This is a genomic window from Halobacillus halophilus DSM 2266 (assembly GCF_000284515.1).
Lineage (GTDB): Bacteria > Bacillota > Bacilli > Bacillales > Halobacillaceae > Halobacillus > Halobacillus halophilus.
In genome coordinates, this window is record NC_017668.1 from 1,604,863 (window position 1) to 1,619,971 (window position 15,109).

The window sequence follows — 15,109 nt, forward strand, 5'->3', positions numbered from 1 at the left end:
TCAAAGTAAAGAAGGTGGCTTGAATTGGACCATAAAGTTTGTTTGATTACAGGTGGAAATTCAGGAATAGGAAAAGCGGCTGCCATTCAACTGGCGCAAAGCGGAATGAAAGTGATGATCGCATGCAGAAATGAAGAAAGAGGCAGAGCCGCGTTACAAGATATAAAAAGCTCAAGTGATCACGATCAAGTTGAACTGCTGGTATTAGATATGAGCTCCCAGGCGTCTATTTGTCAGGCAGTGGAAATGTTCAAATCGAAACATAGTAAACTCGATGTTCTTATTCATAACGCAGCTGATTTTGATATTACCAGGAAGACCCCTGAATATTCTGAGGATGGGATCGAAACCGTCTGGGCAACCAATCATATTGGACCTGTACTGTTAACCAGTCTGCTGACCCACGAACTAGAACAAAGTGAACAGGGAAGAGTCATAACGGTCGCCTCCCAGGGTTTGATGCTGCACCCTTATTTGAAAGTGAATGTGAAGGATCCTGAATTTAAAACGGGAGGATATCGTGTAGCGAAAGCCTATTATCAGTCCAAGCTGGCACAGGTCATGTACACGTACTGGCTGGCAGAGCAATTAAAAGACACCCGCGTAACTGTTAATGCTGTGAGGGTGACGAACGTGAAGGTTGATATAAGCCGATACCCCGATTTATCAAAAGTCATGAAGATTTTATATTCCATAAAAAGCCGCTTTTCTATTTCGCCGGAAGAGATGGCTGAAACGTACACGTATTTGGCGCGTTCTCCTGAGATGAAAGAAGTAACCGGAGAATACTTCAATGAAAAGAATAAGATCGTTTCTTCCTCACGCTATAGTAAAAAGAAGCGAAATATCGAGGAAGTAATGGAATTGACTATGAAATATTTGTAGTCATTAAATAAAAAACAGAAACACCACTTATTTGTATGTAAATAGGTGGTGTTTTTTATGATGAAAACAGTCGTTTATTGGAAATTTCACCTCTAAAAATTTGAAAAATATGTTACGATTTAGATAATTATCAGCTTACAAATGAGCATTTTAAATTTAGTTTCTCTCGTTCTCTAAACAGCAAATAGATTTATCGTTATGAATTTTGAAAGGGGATACAAAACGTTGAATACAAAATACCTGGACTTACTCGCCCAAAAATATGATAGTGAAGAAAAAGTGGTCACTGAAATTATTAATCTTAAAGCTATACTTAATCTGCCCAAAGGCACAGAGCATTTTGTCAGCGATTTGCACGGGGAGTATCAAGCCTTTCAACATGTATTAAGAAATGGTTCAGGGAAAGTAAAAGAGAAAATCACCGATCTATTTGCCGAAGAGTTATCCGAAAAAGAAATGAATGAGTTCGCGACGCTAGTCTATTACCCAGAAGAAAAGATCAGGCTGATCAAAAACAGCTTTGATAATGAAAAAGAATTGAACCATTGGTATGGGCAAATCATCGAACGTATGTTGAAGCTTGTTTCATATGCTTCCTCCAAATATACCCGATCCAAACTTCGGAAAGCCTTACCCAGCCAGTTTGCGTACGTTATTGAAGAGCTGCTTTACAAAACAGATGAATTCACCAATAAGGAGCAGTATTATTCTAAGATTCTTCAGCAGATTATCTCCCTCGGCCAGTCGGATAAGCTCATCATCGGTCTCGCTTATACCACCCAGCAGCTGGTGGTGGACCATCTTCATGTCGTGGGAGATGTGTATGATCGAGGTCCCGAACCTGACAAAATCATGGAAACCCTCATTAATTATCACTCGATTGATATTCAGTGGGGGAATCATGATGTCCTATGGATTGCAGCCTATGCAGGCTCAAAGGTCTGTCTCGCTAATATCATTCGAATCTGCGCACGCTACAACAATTTAGAGATTATCGAAGATGCGTATGGAATTAATCTTAGACCGCTTCTTAATCTTGCAGAGAAATACTATGACGACAATCCTGCCTTCCGTCCTAAGATCAATCCAGGCGAAGAACCATCTGATCATGAAAGATTACAAATTACGAAGATTCACCAGGCCATTGCCATGATTCAGTTCAAACTGGAAAGCCCTATTATCAAAAGACGCTCCTATTTCAATATGGAAGATCGACTTTTGCTTGAGAAAGTAGATTACGACAGGAATGAAATCACCATCCACGGGGAAACCTACCCCCTTGAAGATACCTGCTTTGCCACGGTGGATCCTGAGCATCCTGAACAGCTTCTAGAGGAAGAAGAGCAAGTGATGGAGAAACTATTATTCTCTGTTCAGCATTCAGAAAAGCTGGCCAGACACATGAACTTTTTCATGAAAAAAGGAAGTCTTTATCTGAAATATAACGGGAACTTATTAATTCATGGATGCATTCCGCTGGATGAACAAGGAAACATGGAAAAAATGACGATTGAAAATCGAACCTATGGCGGAAGAGAATTACTTGATGTTTTTGAGCACTATCTACGTTACGCTTTTGCCCATCCTGAAAAGACCGACGATCTTGCAACGGACATGTCCTGGTATTTATGGACAGGGGAATATTCCTCTCTTTTCGGGAAACGGGAGATGACCACGTTCGAAAGGTACTTTATTAAAGATAAGAAAGTCCATAAAGAAAGAAAAAACCCTTATTATCATTTGCGGGAAGATGAGGAGACCTGCCGGGAAATACTCACTGACTTTGGTCTGAATCCAGACCAGGGGCATATCATCAATGGCCACACACCGGTTAAAGAAATAGATGGGGAAAATCCCATTAAAGCCAATGGAAAGATGATTGTAATCGACGGAGGATTTTCCAAGGCTTATCAATCCAAAACGGGCATAGCCGGCTACACGTTATTATTTAATTCCTACGGCATGCAGCTGGTTGCTCACCAACACTTTAATTCTAAAGAGGAAGTGCTGCGAAATGGAACGGATGTCTTATCGGTGAAAAGATTGGTGGATAAGGAGCTTGAGAGGAAAAAGGTTCTTGAAACAAATGTGGGAGAGGAATTACTGCAGGAAATTTATATTTTGAACAGTTTGATGGAATATCGTTATATAAATTGAGTGTGTTTCTTTTGAAGAAAAGCCAGCTAATGTAGCTGGCTTTTTCTATGAGTTATCTCGAAACGTCATCTTCCACACACGGGCAGGATCGTTGAACCAAGTCGAAGTTGTTCAGACGCTTTGAGTCGCGCTTTTTTGAATACAACGGTGAAGATGATCATAAGCTGGGATTTTATTATGTATAAAATAGAGCCACTTCCAATAAGGTCAGTGGCTGAATGCAAATGTGTAATTGCAGAACTTTCAGCTGATTAAGTGCCGCAAGGACCTTTCCGTCCTAGCAGAGTACCTCATTGAGTAGCCGTAATGGATTCTAGATACTGTCTGGGGCTTCCATAGAATACGATTTGTCTATAGGCAGGGTAAGTGGAATCGAAGGATACAAAGATAGGGGCATCAAGCAGAAAGGGATAATGGGCGTATAATTGTCGATCTCCATAAACCATGCCTTTTAACGCGGTAGTCATTTCTTTATTAAAAATGTTAAAGCGATATTCTGCGGTTTGCTGGCTGAACTCTCCACCATCGACGTAGGCTTTTCCCAATAGATAAAGTTGATTCTGCCCGTTCATTTTCCATTCAACCAATACTTCGTCCCGGACTTTCGGATTAACAGCTTCAAAGTTAAATACATAACCAATATCTAAAAATAATTCAGCCGTACTGTCAGAGTGAGTCAGTGTATATTTTCTCCCTACAAGCGGATGAGCGGTATCAGCGGGTGGTAAATAGGTCACGGATAACTTTCTTGGATCAAACGAAGACATCCTGGCGCCTCCTAAACCTATAATGAAATTCTCCGTATCAGGGTATGCAGGAAAATCACTGGGGTTCGAAATGAGTACTAAATGGAAAATTTATACTTATCTGAGACAACTATCTTATATGACAAGAAAAAACTCCAGCTAAAATATGTTCCAAACGAAGGGTTTAACTTCTTTTCCGCTCAAATTGTTGAACAAACCCAATCTATGCCTGAAAAAGTGTCTTCCTTATCAGATGCTCAAAGTAAGTAATATCGATAATATTTAAATACCATAATTAACTTGAACGAAGTTATCTATGGAAGGTTAAATTCCATAGATTGGTTTCGAGTCTTAAAGTTTAGGTGACTTAAATCTAAGTCATTCGCGTTCGCGAAAGTTAGGAAGGCCTATGAGTAAAACATATTTTTAAGTATAAAAGTTACTATATAAATGAGAATCATATAAAAGATAACACTCACCCTCATAAAGGCTTTGATCCACTCGAAAATTTATTTATTTCGACGGCTGTGTTCGACAAATTATTCCCTATCCCCCGATGTATAATATTTCCATAATACTAAGGGATGAATGGAGGGGCAGAGGCATGCAGCTGAGAAAAATGGTGTTTGTACTGGGGATTCTTTTAGTGGGGTTATGTGTGATGGTAAAGCCGGCAGAGGCCGCGGAGAAGGAAGCCATTATAATTAATAAAAGCATTAATCAACTCGCATTTTATGAAAATGGTAAACTTAAAAAAACGTTTCCTGTCGCGACGGGAAGAACGAAGAGTCTGACGCCGGAGGGGAAATTCCCGCTCGTTAATAAGGTGAAAAACAGGCCATGGTATAAAGAAAATATCCCGGGTGGTGATCCAAGGAATCCTCTGGGTGCAAGGTGGCTTGGGATAAAAGTTCCGGGCGACTGGGGACGTACTTCAGGAAATGTTTACGGTGTCCATGGTACAAATAATCCTTCTTCCATTGGGACGTATGCCTCCAGCGGCTGTATTCGAATGCACAACAAAGACGTCATCTGGTTGTATGAACGGGCCGACAAGAATATTCCGGTATATATCACAAGTTCCTCCTCGTCCTTTACGGCATTAGCACAAAAGTATGGAGTCGGATCGAGCAAGGTTGTCGCAGACTATGAAACCTTTAACGAAACGTTAAGGTATGGCAGTAAAGGTGAATCCGTAAAAATTCTACAGCGAAAACTCAGCATAACTGCTGATGGATCTTTTGGTCCGCAGACCTTAAGATCTGTTAAAAAATTTCAAACCTCAAAAGGATTAGTGGCTGATGGTATCGTAGGGCCAAAAACTAGAAAAGCATTATTCAGCAGTAAGTAATACAGCGAGTTACAAACATGTATTAGGGCAAGACCCTTCTGGATGAGCCCCCGGATAGAGACATTCTCAATTATGTCTCTATTCGGGTTTTTTGGTTCCGTTCCGATTAAATGAGAGCATGGAGTTAATTGGATAACAGTAAAATTTACCTTTAATTCGCTGAATACAACTAAGGTCATTCTTGTGAACTTTATTATTTAAGGTGAAAAAGGTGAATTTTCATGTAGTTTTGGGTATTTTATTGGACTATCATATGGTAAATGAATATGGTTGAAAAACCTTCTGCTCTTCTTATAGAGTTACTAGGTGATAATTTTATTTATTCCTCAATCGTGGCCTAAAAGTATGATGAAACCTCTGTAGATTATTTCAGAGAGAAAGTATGTCTGAAACACCAAGTTTATAAACGAGAGGTATTTTGAAAATAGAAATAACGTGGGAATGATATAATAGAAACGATCTAATCAAACATCATATGAAAGGGAAGAGCGCATAATATGGCAAAACATAAAATCTATACCATGAGTTTCGCAAGCGTTTATCCTCACTATGTGAAGAAGGCGGAGAAAAAAGGACGTACGAAAAACGAAGTCGATGAAATTATCCGTTGGCTGACAGGGTATAGCCAGGAAGAACTAGAGGCGCAGATGGAAAAGGAGACCGATTTTGAGACCTTTTTTGAGGAAGCTCCTCATCTAAATCCTTCGAGGACCATGATTAAAGGTGTAATCTGCGGAGTCCGGGTGGAAAATATTGAAGAGCCAACGATGCGGGAAATTCGCTATTTGGATAAGCAGATTGATGAATTGGCCAAAGGAAAAGCGATGGAGAAAATTTTAAGAAGCTAATATAGGAAAGTGGAAGCGCTGTTTTCCTGTATGGTTAATCGTAATCCTTCAGGAAACCAACGAGCCTGGTCAAGATCTCTCTATAATAGTTATAAGCCAGGGGCGATTATCTAGCAGAGATGATCGTCTTTTTTTTGTATTCAAAGTCATGAATGTGAAAAAGAGAATGAACCAAATAACTTTGTAATGAAGGTAGAAAAGGACAATTATTCACCAGGTTATGTTAAAATTTTCTTGTCAGCAGCAGTAGAAACGAGGTTGAAACTTGGATTTCCTAACGGAGAAAGTCATATACATTTCTTTATTCATTTAGTGATTCATACGATTGAAACCCTGGCTTATGCTGTACGGTTATCCGGAGCACGAGTCGGATTAATTGCATCAGCTTTGTCTTTATTTAATCTCATGGTCATTGTTTCACGGATGGCCAATATGATGCAGCAGCCCTTTACGGGAAGTTTGGTGGATACAGCTCCAAGTGAAAATACCTTATCGTTTGTGGAAGATCAGTATAGAGTTATCATTGGGGCTTCTACAATCGGCACAGTCGTGGGGATTATTTTACTACCAACGTTTGTGGCGTTATTCTCAAGGTCTATTATTCATCTCTCCAGACAAAAAGGATCCATTCCATCTTTATTTAAAATCTTTTTCTCACTGGACTACATAAAACGCGGCTTAAATCAGATGCACGTTCCGAATAGAACGTATTTAAAAGGTTTTTCATTGGCTCATATTCCCAAAAGGTTATTTGTAGTCAATATGGTTGTAACTTCCATTTATACAATAGGAGTTTTATCAGCTCTGTATGCTGCACTCTTAGCCCCCGAGAGAGCCTCAACAGCTATAATGGCGTCAGGGTTAATCAATGGGATTGCCACGATTTTGTTAGTGGTGTTTGTAGATCCAAGAATTTCAGTGATGGCAGATGATGTCATTAATAAGCGAGGGGACTATTTAACATTAAGGAATGTGTCGCTTATGATGGTCACTTCGAGGCTGTTCGGGACATTATTGGCACAGGTTCTATTTATTCCAGGAGCCCAGTACATAGCCTGGTTTACTAAATTTATCGTTTAAATAGAAATAGAAAAAGCAGGTGAAGTGCCCTATGAGCAGAGGTCAGAAAAAGAAGCCTATCTTATGCAGAGTCGGATTTCATAAGTTTAAGCGTAAGGATTGGGAAGAAGGAACGCTACGGGCCATTTACAAATGTGAAAGATGCGGGAAACAAAAAGAGTGATGATAGGGATGTAATATCATATTTTGGCTTTTAGTCCGGTCATTTTACTTAAAAGGAGGGATTCATCATCAATAATCTAGCAGGTAAAATTGCGATCGTTACGGGAGCGAGTAGATTAAAAGGGATTGGGGCAGCCATCTGTACCGAATTAGCGGAGGCTGGCTGTGATATCTTTTTTACTTATTGGAAAGAGTATGATAAAGAGATGCCCTGGAACATAGATCCTAGCGAGCCTTCCATTCTGGAAAAGCAGTTAAAGGAAAAAGGTGTACAGGCAGCGAGTTTGGAACTGGACCTTACCCAGGACGATGCCGCAGAAATACTTATCCAGACCGTAATGGAAAAACTGGGGGTACCTGATATATTAGTAAACAATGCAGCCTATTCTACCCAGAATGATTATTCTAATGTAACTTCAGATCAACTGGACAAACACTATATGGTTAATATTCGCGCTACCACTCTAGTAAGTATAGAATTTGCTCGTACATTTAATAAACCATCTGGAGGAAGGATCGTGAATATAACGTCAGGTCAATTCCAGGGCCCTATGCCAGGTGAGCTCGCATACGCCACCACGAAGGGCGCCATTGACGCCTTAACGGTTACGTTATCGGCAGAAGTTGCACCCCGTGGCATCACCGTCAATGCTATTAACCCAGGACCAACCGACACAGGCTGGATGACAGACCAAATAAAAAGGGATCTGACACCGATGTTTCCTTTTGGAAGAGTGGGCGAACCAAATGATGTCGCAAGAACGATTAAATTCCTGGTCAGTGAAGAAGCGGCCTGGATTACGGGGCAGATCATTCATTCAGAGGGCGGATTTAAGCGATAGCTTTTTACCTTGACGCCCGTATATACTTCTCCCGGCAAAAATTAAACCTGACCTCCATTTGCGAAAATAAGCGATGAAAGGGGACGAGTAAGTTGAAAGTATTAAGAATAGAAGCAGAACAGACTTATACGCTTCGTCACAACATCCTTAGACCTTATCAGCCCTTTGAAGCCTGTCAATATGATACAGATCATGACGAGCATGCTTTTCATATCGGAGCATTTATTGAAGGAAATTTAGTCAGCGCCGCTTCTTTTTATATGGAATCGTATGCCGAGTTTACCAGCCCTAAGCAATACCGTTTAAGAGCGATGGCTACTACGGAAGAATTCAGGAACAAGGGAGCAGGAAGAGAAGTAATTCATTACGCTGAACGGATATTACATGAGCGGAAAGCTGACATACTATGGTGTAAAGGGCGAACTTCGGTCCAGAAATATTATCAGAAGCTCGGTTTTCAAGCATACGGAGACGTATTTGATTACCCTGAAATAGGTCCCCATGTGATTATGTATAAAACATTAAGTTAGAGAAAATGGAATGATTAAATTGTTCTTACATAAAACTGTTAATCTTTATTATTTAATTTTCTAGGAAGGGGCGAGTTATTATGTCTGAGGGATTACTTCATCATGTGGAAATCTATGTATCTGACTTAGAGAAGTCGGAATCATTTTGGGGATGGTTCTTAGAGGAATTGGGCTATCATTCTTATCAAAAATGGGAACAAGGACATAGCTGGAAGCTAGGGGAAACTTACTTGGTGTTTGTTCAAACAGAAGATAAGTATTTGGATGTAGCTTATCATAGATGCAGAACTGGTTTAAATCACTTGGCTTTTCAAGCTTCTTCCCGTGAAAGAGTAGATGAGATGACAAAGATGCTGAAGGAGCATAATATTAAGATCTTATACGAAAACCAGCATCCTTTTGCGGGTGGTGAGGATTACTATGCGGTATTCTTTGAGGACCCGGATCGGATAAAAGTAGAATTTGTAGCCCCGTCGCGATAAGGTGGTTTTCACGATTAATTTTGAGGGGAACGATATTTTATTAGAATACTGGTAAGATTACCAAAGGTTCGAGGGAGAAGTCGACCAGAGAATGCCACAACCCTAGGTGATGACGCTTCAATTGTTTGAATGATATAAGGGTTTTATCTTCAGTAAAACAACGCAACTTTGCGGATCATTATGTAAAAAATAAAACACTACATCTTTAATTGAACTATCATGTTCTTTTGTTGCTCTCTCATAGGAGGAAAATTCTCTCTGATCAGGGTGTCATAAGTTATTTTAGAATCCCATCCATCAAGCCGAAAGTTTAGGGGGACGGGCTTTATCACGAGTGTGTCAACGTTTATCATGTCTTAGGGTCAGCTTTACCTGTATGTGGATTGAAATTTTTAAAGGGCTATGTTTTTCAACACAGCCCTTTAAAGTCTAGCTAATGGTTCCAAGAATCTCGTTAATACAGTCGCTGACTATTTGGCGTTGTTCACTTGAACCTAGTAAAACAGCTAACAATAGTCCCACTAAAAACAAGACAGCAATTAGCACAGCGGCTACGTTTCTTAGAAAGTTCATAGCTCTCCCTCCTTCACCATAGGAATGTAGGAGATCTCTTACATTAGTAATCTATGAAATTCTAGCAATTACGCTTGTACGATAGCCTTTATCAATAGAATTAAATAATTTTACCACTTTAGAATTCGCGTAAAGACAAAATGATAGAATCTAATAGGTTAGAGACAATTACTGTTGAATTGTAGTCTCAAATGGAGGGGATTATGGCTGATTTTAAGCTAACAATCGAAATTCGAAAGCCTTCTTATGCTCAGAATAAAACGGTAAGGGACTCCATACCATGTGCTTTATGGACTTCCGTTCGAAACCATGTTCTGGAGCAAAGCGATTTTACATGCGAGGTATGTGGTTGTCGAGGTGAAGGACATCTCCAGGCTCATGAAGTTTGGGAGTATGACGAGGAAGAATTTCTGTTGATCCTGAACGATATACAATCTCTATGTAAATCCTGTCATGACTTAAAGCATATTCAGCATGCTGCGCTCAGAATTAAAGATCGCAAAAAAAGAAATTTTGTCATGCAGAAGCTAATGAACCACTTTATAAAAGTAAACAATTGTACGGAAGAAGATTTTAGAAACCATTATAGAAATCAATTAGCCAAAAACAATCCAAGCCCAGTTACCCGTTCTTTAGAAGATCTAATTGAAATAAAGGAACTGAGAGAAAGAGAAGAGTTTCTAAAGGAACAGAATTGGAAGTTTGTTATTGCTGATCATGTACCATTTGCAAATGAGATAAAATCAAGCCTCCATTACAAAGATTTGTTATATGCAGGGAAAACTTAATAATTTTTTGTTGTGCCAAAGTACCAGATGAAAAGAGAACAAAAGTCCTAAATACCGGGACTCTTGTTCTCTTTTCATTTAGAGGTTATTTTCTATCATACTATAAAGGTTTGGAAATAAAATAAAGCATATTTAATGTAAATAAATGTAAAGTGGTGTGTTAATATGAATGATAAGACGGTGGATCTAAAAGGGGATTTTTCTATGCGACACACTCTATCCTTATTGTGCCTCATCACGGCTGCATGGTAATTTATTTTAAGAGTGGAAGGTTCTAAAGGGACTTTTATTGAACGTTTTCTATTTATATTGCTTCTCATTATGGTGTTACCAGGTGGCGGCTTATTCTTAGCGCATAAAGCAACTAAGTAGAAAACCTTTAAATCCTAATAAAAGGTTTTAGTATTTTTACTATAACCCTTGCGGGAATCGTTGCAGCGGATAATTTTACTTGATATTAGTTAAACAACTAACTTGTTAAAAGGAGTTTACAATGTGTGGAATAACTAAATTGGCGGAAGGAATGGCCTGGGTACTCATTACTGGATTTATTGTTATTTACTTTTTTATCTCGGACACATCCATGGTAGCTCTTATTAGCTTCATGCTACTTCCAGCCTACTCTATCTTTGGCAAGGTACTAACAGGGTTAGGCATCTCAAGAGAAGATCTATTTATATATAAACTATTGAATATATCAGCTTTTTTAATCTTCGCAGCGTGCTTTATTTTCACGTTGTCCATTTTTATGCAGATGAATATCAATTAGATTGTTTGAGTTCTGAATAATAGAGTCCCCCGTACAGCGAAAGTGAAAGTAGCCTCAACGCCTTACATCTAGAAACTTGACTAGAGAATGGACTGTACTATTTAATGATCCACTTGGAAATCACTTTCACATGGTAGGGTGAAAAAATTAGCGTGAAAATCTCTGTTAAAGTTGAGTGTTTATATTTGATTTTGAACTAATTATCTCGAAACTGAGTCTTCAAGTAAACCAGCTAATAGTTTGTCAACATTTTTCAATAAAAACTTAAGGTAACCCATGTTATACTAAAAATGCGCATGGCAAATAACCTTCCTCAAATGTTTGATTGGAAGGTTTTGTATTATTTAGATGGAAATAGTGATTACGCTATATCTTGGAAAGTGGTTTTGTTTTTTAATAAAGCATAAATCCAATGTAAGAGCTTATTTACACAAGCAATGACGGCTGCTTTATATAATTTGCCTTCCTTTCGCTTCTTGTCGTAAAACGCTCTTAATTTTTTGTTTCTAGGGATAATTTCGGCTGTTGTTTTTTGTTTGCGACAATCACGAATACCAGATCTAACGGCCATATATAGGGCATGACGTAGCCGGCTTGAACCACGTTTTGTAATCCGAACTAAAGTAGCCTTAAACTTACCTGATTCATGTACTTCTGGATCAACTCCTGCGAATGCTACTAGCTTTTTAGGGTGATTAAACCGGTCTATCTCCCCAATCTCAGAAATAATCGTGGCAGCGATTTTTTCTCCAATACCAGGGATAGATTGGATGATCTTATATTCTTCAACTTCTTTTGCGAGAGCATCTATCTCTGAGTCCAATCTGGATAGATGCTTTTTGTATTGAAGAAGCATAGTGATATACATACCAAGACTCAGTAAATGACTCTGATAAAGTGTCTTTTTGAATGGGTTCCGTGCGGCTGCTTTCTTAAGATCCTGAGCTTTTTCCTCTGCCCATCTCCTAGACCGACTCTTACAGAGTTCTTTAATTTTATCAGCTAACGCATCTTGGTTAACATCTAAAATGTCTTCTGATGCAGGGAATTCCTTTAATACAAGTAAAGACACAACTGAGTATAAGTCACCAAAAACCCCTTTATATTCAGGGAAGATTTGATCCAGTACTGCTTGAAATTGCAATTTGGTTTGTACATAAATTCCTGTAATATTCTCGTGTTGCCTTGTAAGATTACGCAAGTTTAAAAGCTGAATACCGCGCCTTTTATAAGGTTCTAAATCTTCCTTGTAATAAAGCTCACAAAGCCGATAAGCATCAATGGCATCCGTTTTAACTTTTCGTAAACTAGAGCTTTTAGCTCTATGAGAGATCAAAGGGTTAACAATAATCAATAAATAGTTATGCTGCTCTAGAAACTGCACCACTGGTGCGTGATAGTGCCCAGTAGCTTCTAGTACAACCGAAGGTTGAATGCCTGTTGTATCTTTTACACCTTCCCAAAACTCAAGTAATGAGCCTAGTCCCTCCAGGTTATGCTTGATGCTAAAACTTTTACCGTAAGGTTTTCCTTTATCTAAAAAGGTCTGAACCTCACTTTCTCCTTTTGAAACATCCAGACCCACGACTGGATTCATTCTATATCTCCTCCTCAGATTCATCTTGCCAGTAACCCCTAGTCCTCCTAGTAGTATCATAGCTTCGCTTGTTATACGGGATCTTGTCCCAACCAGCCTCAAACATGTTTCTACCAGTAGGGGGTGAACGGTTTACCAGGACGGGATCTAAGTCCCACGGGCAGGGGCGTTCTACCCTGGCTACTGTAATAATAAGACCATATTAAAAATGGTCAACCAGAAATATCTAGAATTCTGGTTAACCTTATAATACGAAGGGCAGGTTAGTTGAAGACTCAGTTTCGAGATATTCTCGTGAGATGTCTTTTAATTAGACTTGAGTAATCAGTGTAATTTTGAAATAATTGGAAACGAAATTAAAAAGGAAAGGTAAGGAGGCAAAGTATGCTAGATAAAAAGGTTGGATGGTTGTTTGTACTAGCCTCTATCGTCATAATGGTGTTGATTTACTGGATTGGACCTAAGGAGAGTATTACTGTTCTACTGGTGGGTCTTACTCCTCCAGTAATGATGGTCTTGTACAAAGGACTTAAACACCGAAAACTGAAGAGTCAAAATGAATAGTTTAGTTACTAAAGGAGATAAAGGAAAAAGAATAAAATAATTTGAAAAGAATATGCTTTTTCACTATTTGATAATCAGGAGGGATTTGGATGATTTGGTTAGGATTAGGGATTGTTATAGCTGGATATTTAATTGGGGAAGGATTAAAAGATTTGAAAAATCCAAACTCAATTTTAGAATCTTTAAACGAAAATGACTACCACGAACTTATTAAAGAGAATGAGGTTCATCATTTTATTGGTATTTCTAATGAAGATGCAAAACACTTGATTGCCGAATACCCAAGCATTCCGCATATTGTAATAAACAGTAAGGTGTATTATCAAAAAGCCAAATTACGTAAATGGTTAATGAAAATAGGAAGTTGACCATTTTTAGAGATACTAATGTTATTTCACTAGATGGCTAAAGGGGGCTATTCTTTAATATCTTAGTAACTATGGATAATTAGGATTGACGCTCAGTATGAAATGGTGAACTACCAAGAGGAGATTGTAGATAATCAAACGAGCCACCTCAACTTGTGGCTCGCTGTAAATTCTCTCGGGGTAATTCTTTTTGGGTAAAAAACTTAATATAAGCTATGTAGAAAAACCAACCTATCATACCGCCGAATACATTCAATATAAAGTCGTCTATATCTGTAACTTTATTGGCGACACCTGTAGACAGGTTAATAATTAGCTGGGTTAGTTCAACCGTGAGAGTTATTACAATTAATAGTAGTAGGGATTTAAAAAACCTATAACCTTTCGGCTCAGTAATCCAATTAGAATAGGTAAGGGTAAGAGAAGTGTGATATTACCGAATACTTGAACATAGTTTCCGTAACTTAAGGCTTGCGATATTGTCTCAAAAGGTACCAAGTTGTAGTATTCGGTAGAAGATAGGTCAGGAAAAAATCCCTCTTTAAGACTGACCGTTATTGGTAAAAAAGTTAAATTTAGTACGCTTAAAACATAGAAAATTGTTGCACCTAAAAGAAGTAATTTTTTGAAATTCTTCTTTTTCTTTTTGTTTTTTAAATGTAAATACAAGAAGGTTATCCCGCAGATAACTGTAAAAACAATTAAAAATAAAGGGGGAGATAAATCATAAGAGTATCCTAGTGGTTGCATATAATCACCTTTTAATAAGAGTAAACATAATTATATCCAACATCTGGTATTGAGTTCAACAGTAAAATTAAGCTCGTTTTTTTTGTTTGTAAATTAGGATATCTCGAAACTGAGTCTTACGTAAACGGGGGCGATTACTTAACATGAGTGGTGGAACTTTTAAAACTAAATGGCGGGATAGCGAAACGTTCGCTTCCGCAATACTAGAAGATTTATTGGCTAAATAATTAAATAAAAATAATTAAGACTTTCTTATAAGAAGGTGTTTTCTGTTACTTTAAATGGAGATTTTGTTCAGTTAGGAGGGCATATGCAAAAGAAAGCAAAGTACATAAGTAGAAGTTTGTTATTAATCGCAGGTCTATTGTGTTTAATGGGATTATTTACTGATAGTCCCTTTTCGTGGTGGATGAACGTATGGCTGTTCTTAGCTCCAGCTATGATCATTCGAGAGTTCATAGAGATGCCTGCAAAAGGAAAAAGTAGGATATACTCAATGGTTTGTATAACTGCGCTTTCACTCGTATTTGGGATGGCGGTTCTAGATTTAATCATCGGCTGAGGGCGGTTGTGTTAGTTTGAAGATATTAAACCCAAAGTATCTCGGATTCGAGTCT

General features: G+C 38.4%; 18 protein-coding genes and 1 pseudogene. 14 read left to right on the forward strand and 5 right to left on the reverse strand.

What is annotated here, in order from left to right:
* Positions 1 to 24 precede the first annotated feature (24 nt).
* Entirely contained in the window at positions 25 to 885 is an 861-nt protein-coding gene (locus tag HBHAL_RS07920; protein ID WP_014642842.1) for an SDR family NAD(P)-dependent oxidoreductase, read from the forward strand.
* Positions 886 to 1,110: 225 nt separating this feature from the next.
* Entirely contained in the window at positions 1,111 to 3,042 is a 1,932-nt protein-coding gene (locus HBHAL_RS07925) for a fructose-1,6-bisphosphatase (protein WP_014642843.1), read from the forward strand.
* A 290-nt stretch (positions 3,043 to 3,332) separates the two neighbouring features.
* Here HBHAL_RS07925 and HBHAL_RS07930 read toward each other — a convergent pair whose 3' ends face one another.
* Positions 3,333 to 3,809, reverse strand: a complete 477-nt coding sequence (locus HBHAL_RS07930; RefSeq protein ID WP_014642844.1) for a staygreen family protein — start codon at positions 3,807 to 3,809, stop codon at positions 3,333 to 3,335.
* An 81-nt stretch (positions 3,810 to 3,890) separates the two neighbouring features.
* Between HBHAL_RS07930 and HBHAL_RS21435 the strand changes: the two genes are divergently transcribed.
* From HBHAL_RS21435 to HBHAL_RS07960, 7 genes and pseudogenes are all read left to right on the forward strand, one after another.
* The gene (locus HBHAL_RS21435) at positions 3,891 to 4,058 is read left to right on the forward strand and encodes a hypothetical protein (protein ID WP_014642845.1); all 168 of its coding nucleotides are present in this window, start codon (positions 3,891 to 3,893) and stop codon (positions 4,056 to 4,058) included.
* Between the two features lie 334 nt (positions 4,059 to 4,392).
* Positions 4,393 to 5,139: a L,D-transpeptidase family protein gene (locus tag HBHAL_RS21440; protein WP_014642846.1), complete on the forward strand. Its 747-nt coding sequence runs from the start codon at positions 4,393 to 4,395 to the stop codon at positions 5,137 to 5,139.
* A gap of 497 nt (positions 5,140 to 5,636) precedes the next feature.
* A complete protein-coding gene (locus HBHAL_RS07940) occupies positions 5,637 to 5,987 on the forward strand; it encodes a DUF2200 domain-containing protein (RefSeq protein WP_014642847.1) in 351 nt (116 codons plus the stop codon).
* Between the two features lie 265 nt (positions 5,988 to 6,252).
* Positions 6,253 to 7,067 (forward strand): annotated as a pseudogene (locus tag HBHAL_RS07945) (lipid II flippase Amj family protein).
* Between the two features lie 230 nt (positions 7,068 to 7,297).
* On the forward strand, positions 7,298 to 8,071 hold the full coding sequence (locus HBHAL_RS07950; protein WP_087946057.1) for an SDR family oxidoreductase: 774 nt from the start codon (positions 7,298 to 7,300) through the stop codon (positions 8,069 to 8,071).
* Between the two features lie 92 nt (positions 8,072 to 8,163).
* Positions 8,164 to 8,601, forward strand: a complete 438-nt coding sequence (locus tag HBHAL_RS07955; protein ID WP_014642849.1) for a GNAT family N-acetyltransferase — start codon at positions 8,164 to 8,166, stop codon at positions 8,599 to 8,601.
* An 80-nt stretch (positions 8,602 to 8,681) separates the two neighbouring features.
* Positions 8,682 to 9,083, forward strand: coding sequence for a VOC family protein (locus HBHAL_RS07960; protein WP_014642850.1), 402 nt, complete (start codon positions 8,682 to 8,684; stop codon positions 9,081 to 9,083).
* 429 nt (positions 9,084 to 9,512) lie between these two features.
* Here HBHAL_RS07960 and HBHAL_RS21720 read toward each other — a convergent pair whose 3' ends face one another.
* The gene (locus HBHAL_RS21720) at positions 9,513 to 9,656 is read right to left on the reverse strand and encodes a hypothetical protein (protein ID WP_014642851.1); all 144 of its coding nucleotides are present in this window, start codon (positions 9,654 to 9,656) and stop codon (positions 9,513 to 9,515) included.
* Between the two features lie 203 nt (positions 9,657 to 9,859).
* On the opposite strand from HBHAL_RS21720, the gene HBHAL_RS07965 reads away from it, so the two are divergent.
* A complete protein-coding gene (locus HBHAL_RS07965; protein WP_014642852.1) occupies positions 9,860 to 10,444 on the forward strand; it encodes a hypothetical protein in 585 nt (194 codons plus the stop codon).
* Positions 10,445 to 10,937: 493 nt separating this feature from the next.
* Positions 10,938 to 11,213, forward strand: coding sequence for a hypothetical protein (locus HBHAL_RS07970; protein WP_041601274.1), 276 nt, complete (start codon positions 10,938 to 10,940; stop codon positions 11,211 to 11,213).
* Positions 11,214 to 11,574: 361 nt separating this feature from the next.
* Here the strand turns inward: HBHAL_RS07970 and HBHAL_RS07975 are convergent, their stop codons facing one another.
* Positions 11,575 to 12,810, reverse strand: a complete 1,236-nt coding sequence (locus tag HBHAL_RS07975; RefSeq protein WP_014642854.1) for an IS110 family RNA-guided transposase — start codon at positions 12,808 to 12,810, stop codon at positions 11,575 to 11,577.
* A gap of 384 nt (positions 12,811 to 13,194) precedes the next feature.
* On the opposite strand from HBHAL_RS07975, the gene HBHAL_RS07980 reads away from it, so the two are divergent.
* On the forward strand, positions 13,195 to 13,374 hold the full coding sequence (locus tag HBHAL_RS07980; RefSeq protein WP_041601275.1) for a hypothetical protein: 180 nt from the start codon (positions 13,195 to 13,197) through the stop codon (positions 13,372 to 13,374).
* Between the two features lie 89 nt (positions 13,375 to 13,463).
* Positions 13,464 to 13,742 carry a hypothetical protein gene (locus HBHAL_RS07985; protein ID WP_014642855.1) on the forward strand — a complete coding sequence of 93 codons (279 nt, stop codon included), beginning with the start codon at positions 13,464 to 13,466 and terminating at the stop codon, positions 13,740 to 13,742.
* Between the two features lie 148 nt (positions 13,743 to 13,890).
* Here the strand turns inward: HBHAL_RS07985 and HBHAL_RS22065 are convergent, their stop codons facing one another.
* Both HBHAL_RS22065 and HBHAL_RS07990 read right to left on the reverse strand, forming a co-directional pair.
* Entirely contained in the window at positions 13,891 to 14,139 is a 249-nt protein-coding gene (locus tag HBHAL_RS22065; RefSeq protein ID WP_087946058.1) for a VanZ family protein, read from the reverse strand.
* Entirely contained in the window at positions 14,091 to 14,492 is a 402-nt protein-coding gene (locus HBHAL_RS07990) for a hypothetical protein (protein ID WP_041601276.1), read from the reverse strand. Before HBHAL_RS07990 ends, HBHAL_RS22065 begins: the two co-directional genes overlap by 49 nt.
* A gap of 310 nt (positions 14,493 to 14,802) precedes the next feature.
* On the opposite strand from HBHAL_RS07990, the gene HBHAL_RS07995 reads away from it, so the two are divergent.
* The gene (locus tag HBHAL_RS07995; protein WP_014642857.1) at positions 14,803 to 15,054 is read left to right on the forward strand and encodes a hypothetical protein; all 252 of its coding nucleotides are present in this window, start codon (positions 14,803 to 14,805) and stop codon (positions 15,052 to 15,054) included.
* The last annotated feature ends 55 nt before the right edge of the window (positions 15,055 to 15,109 follow it).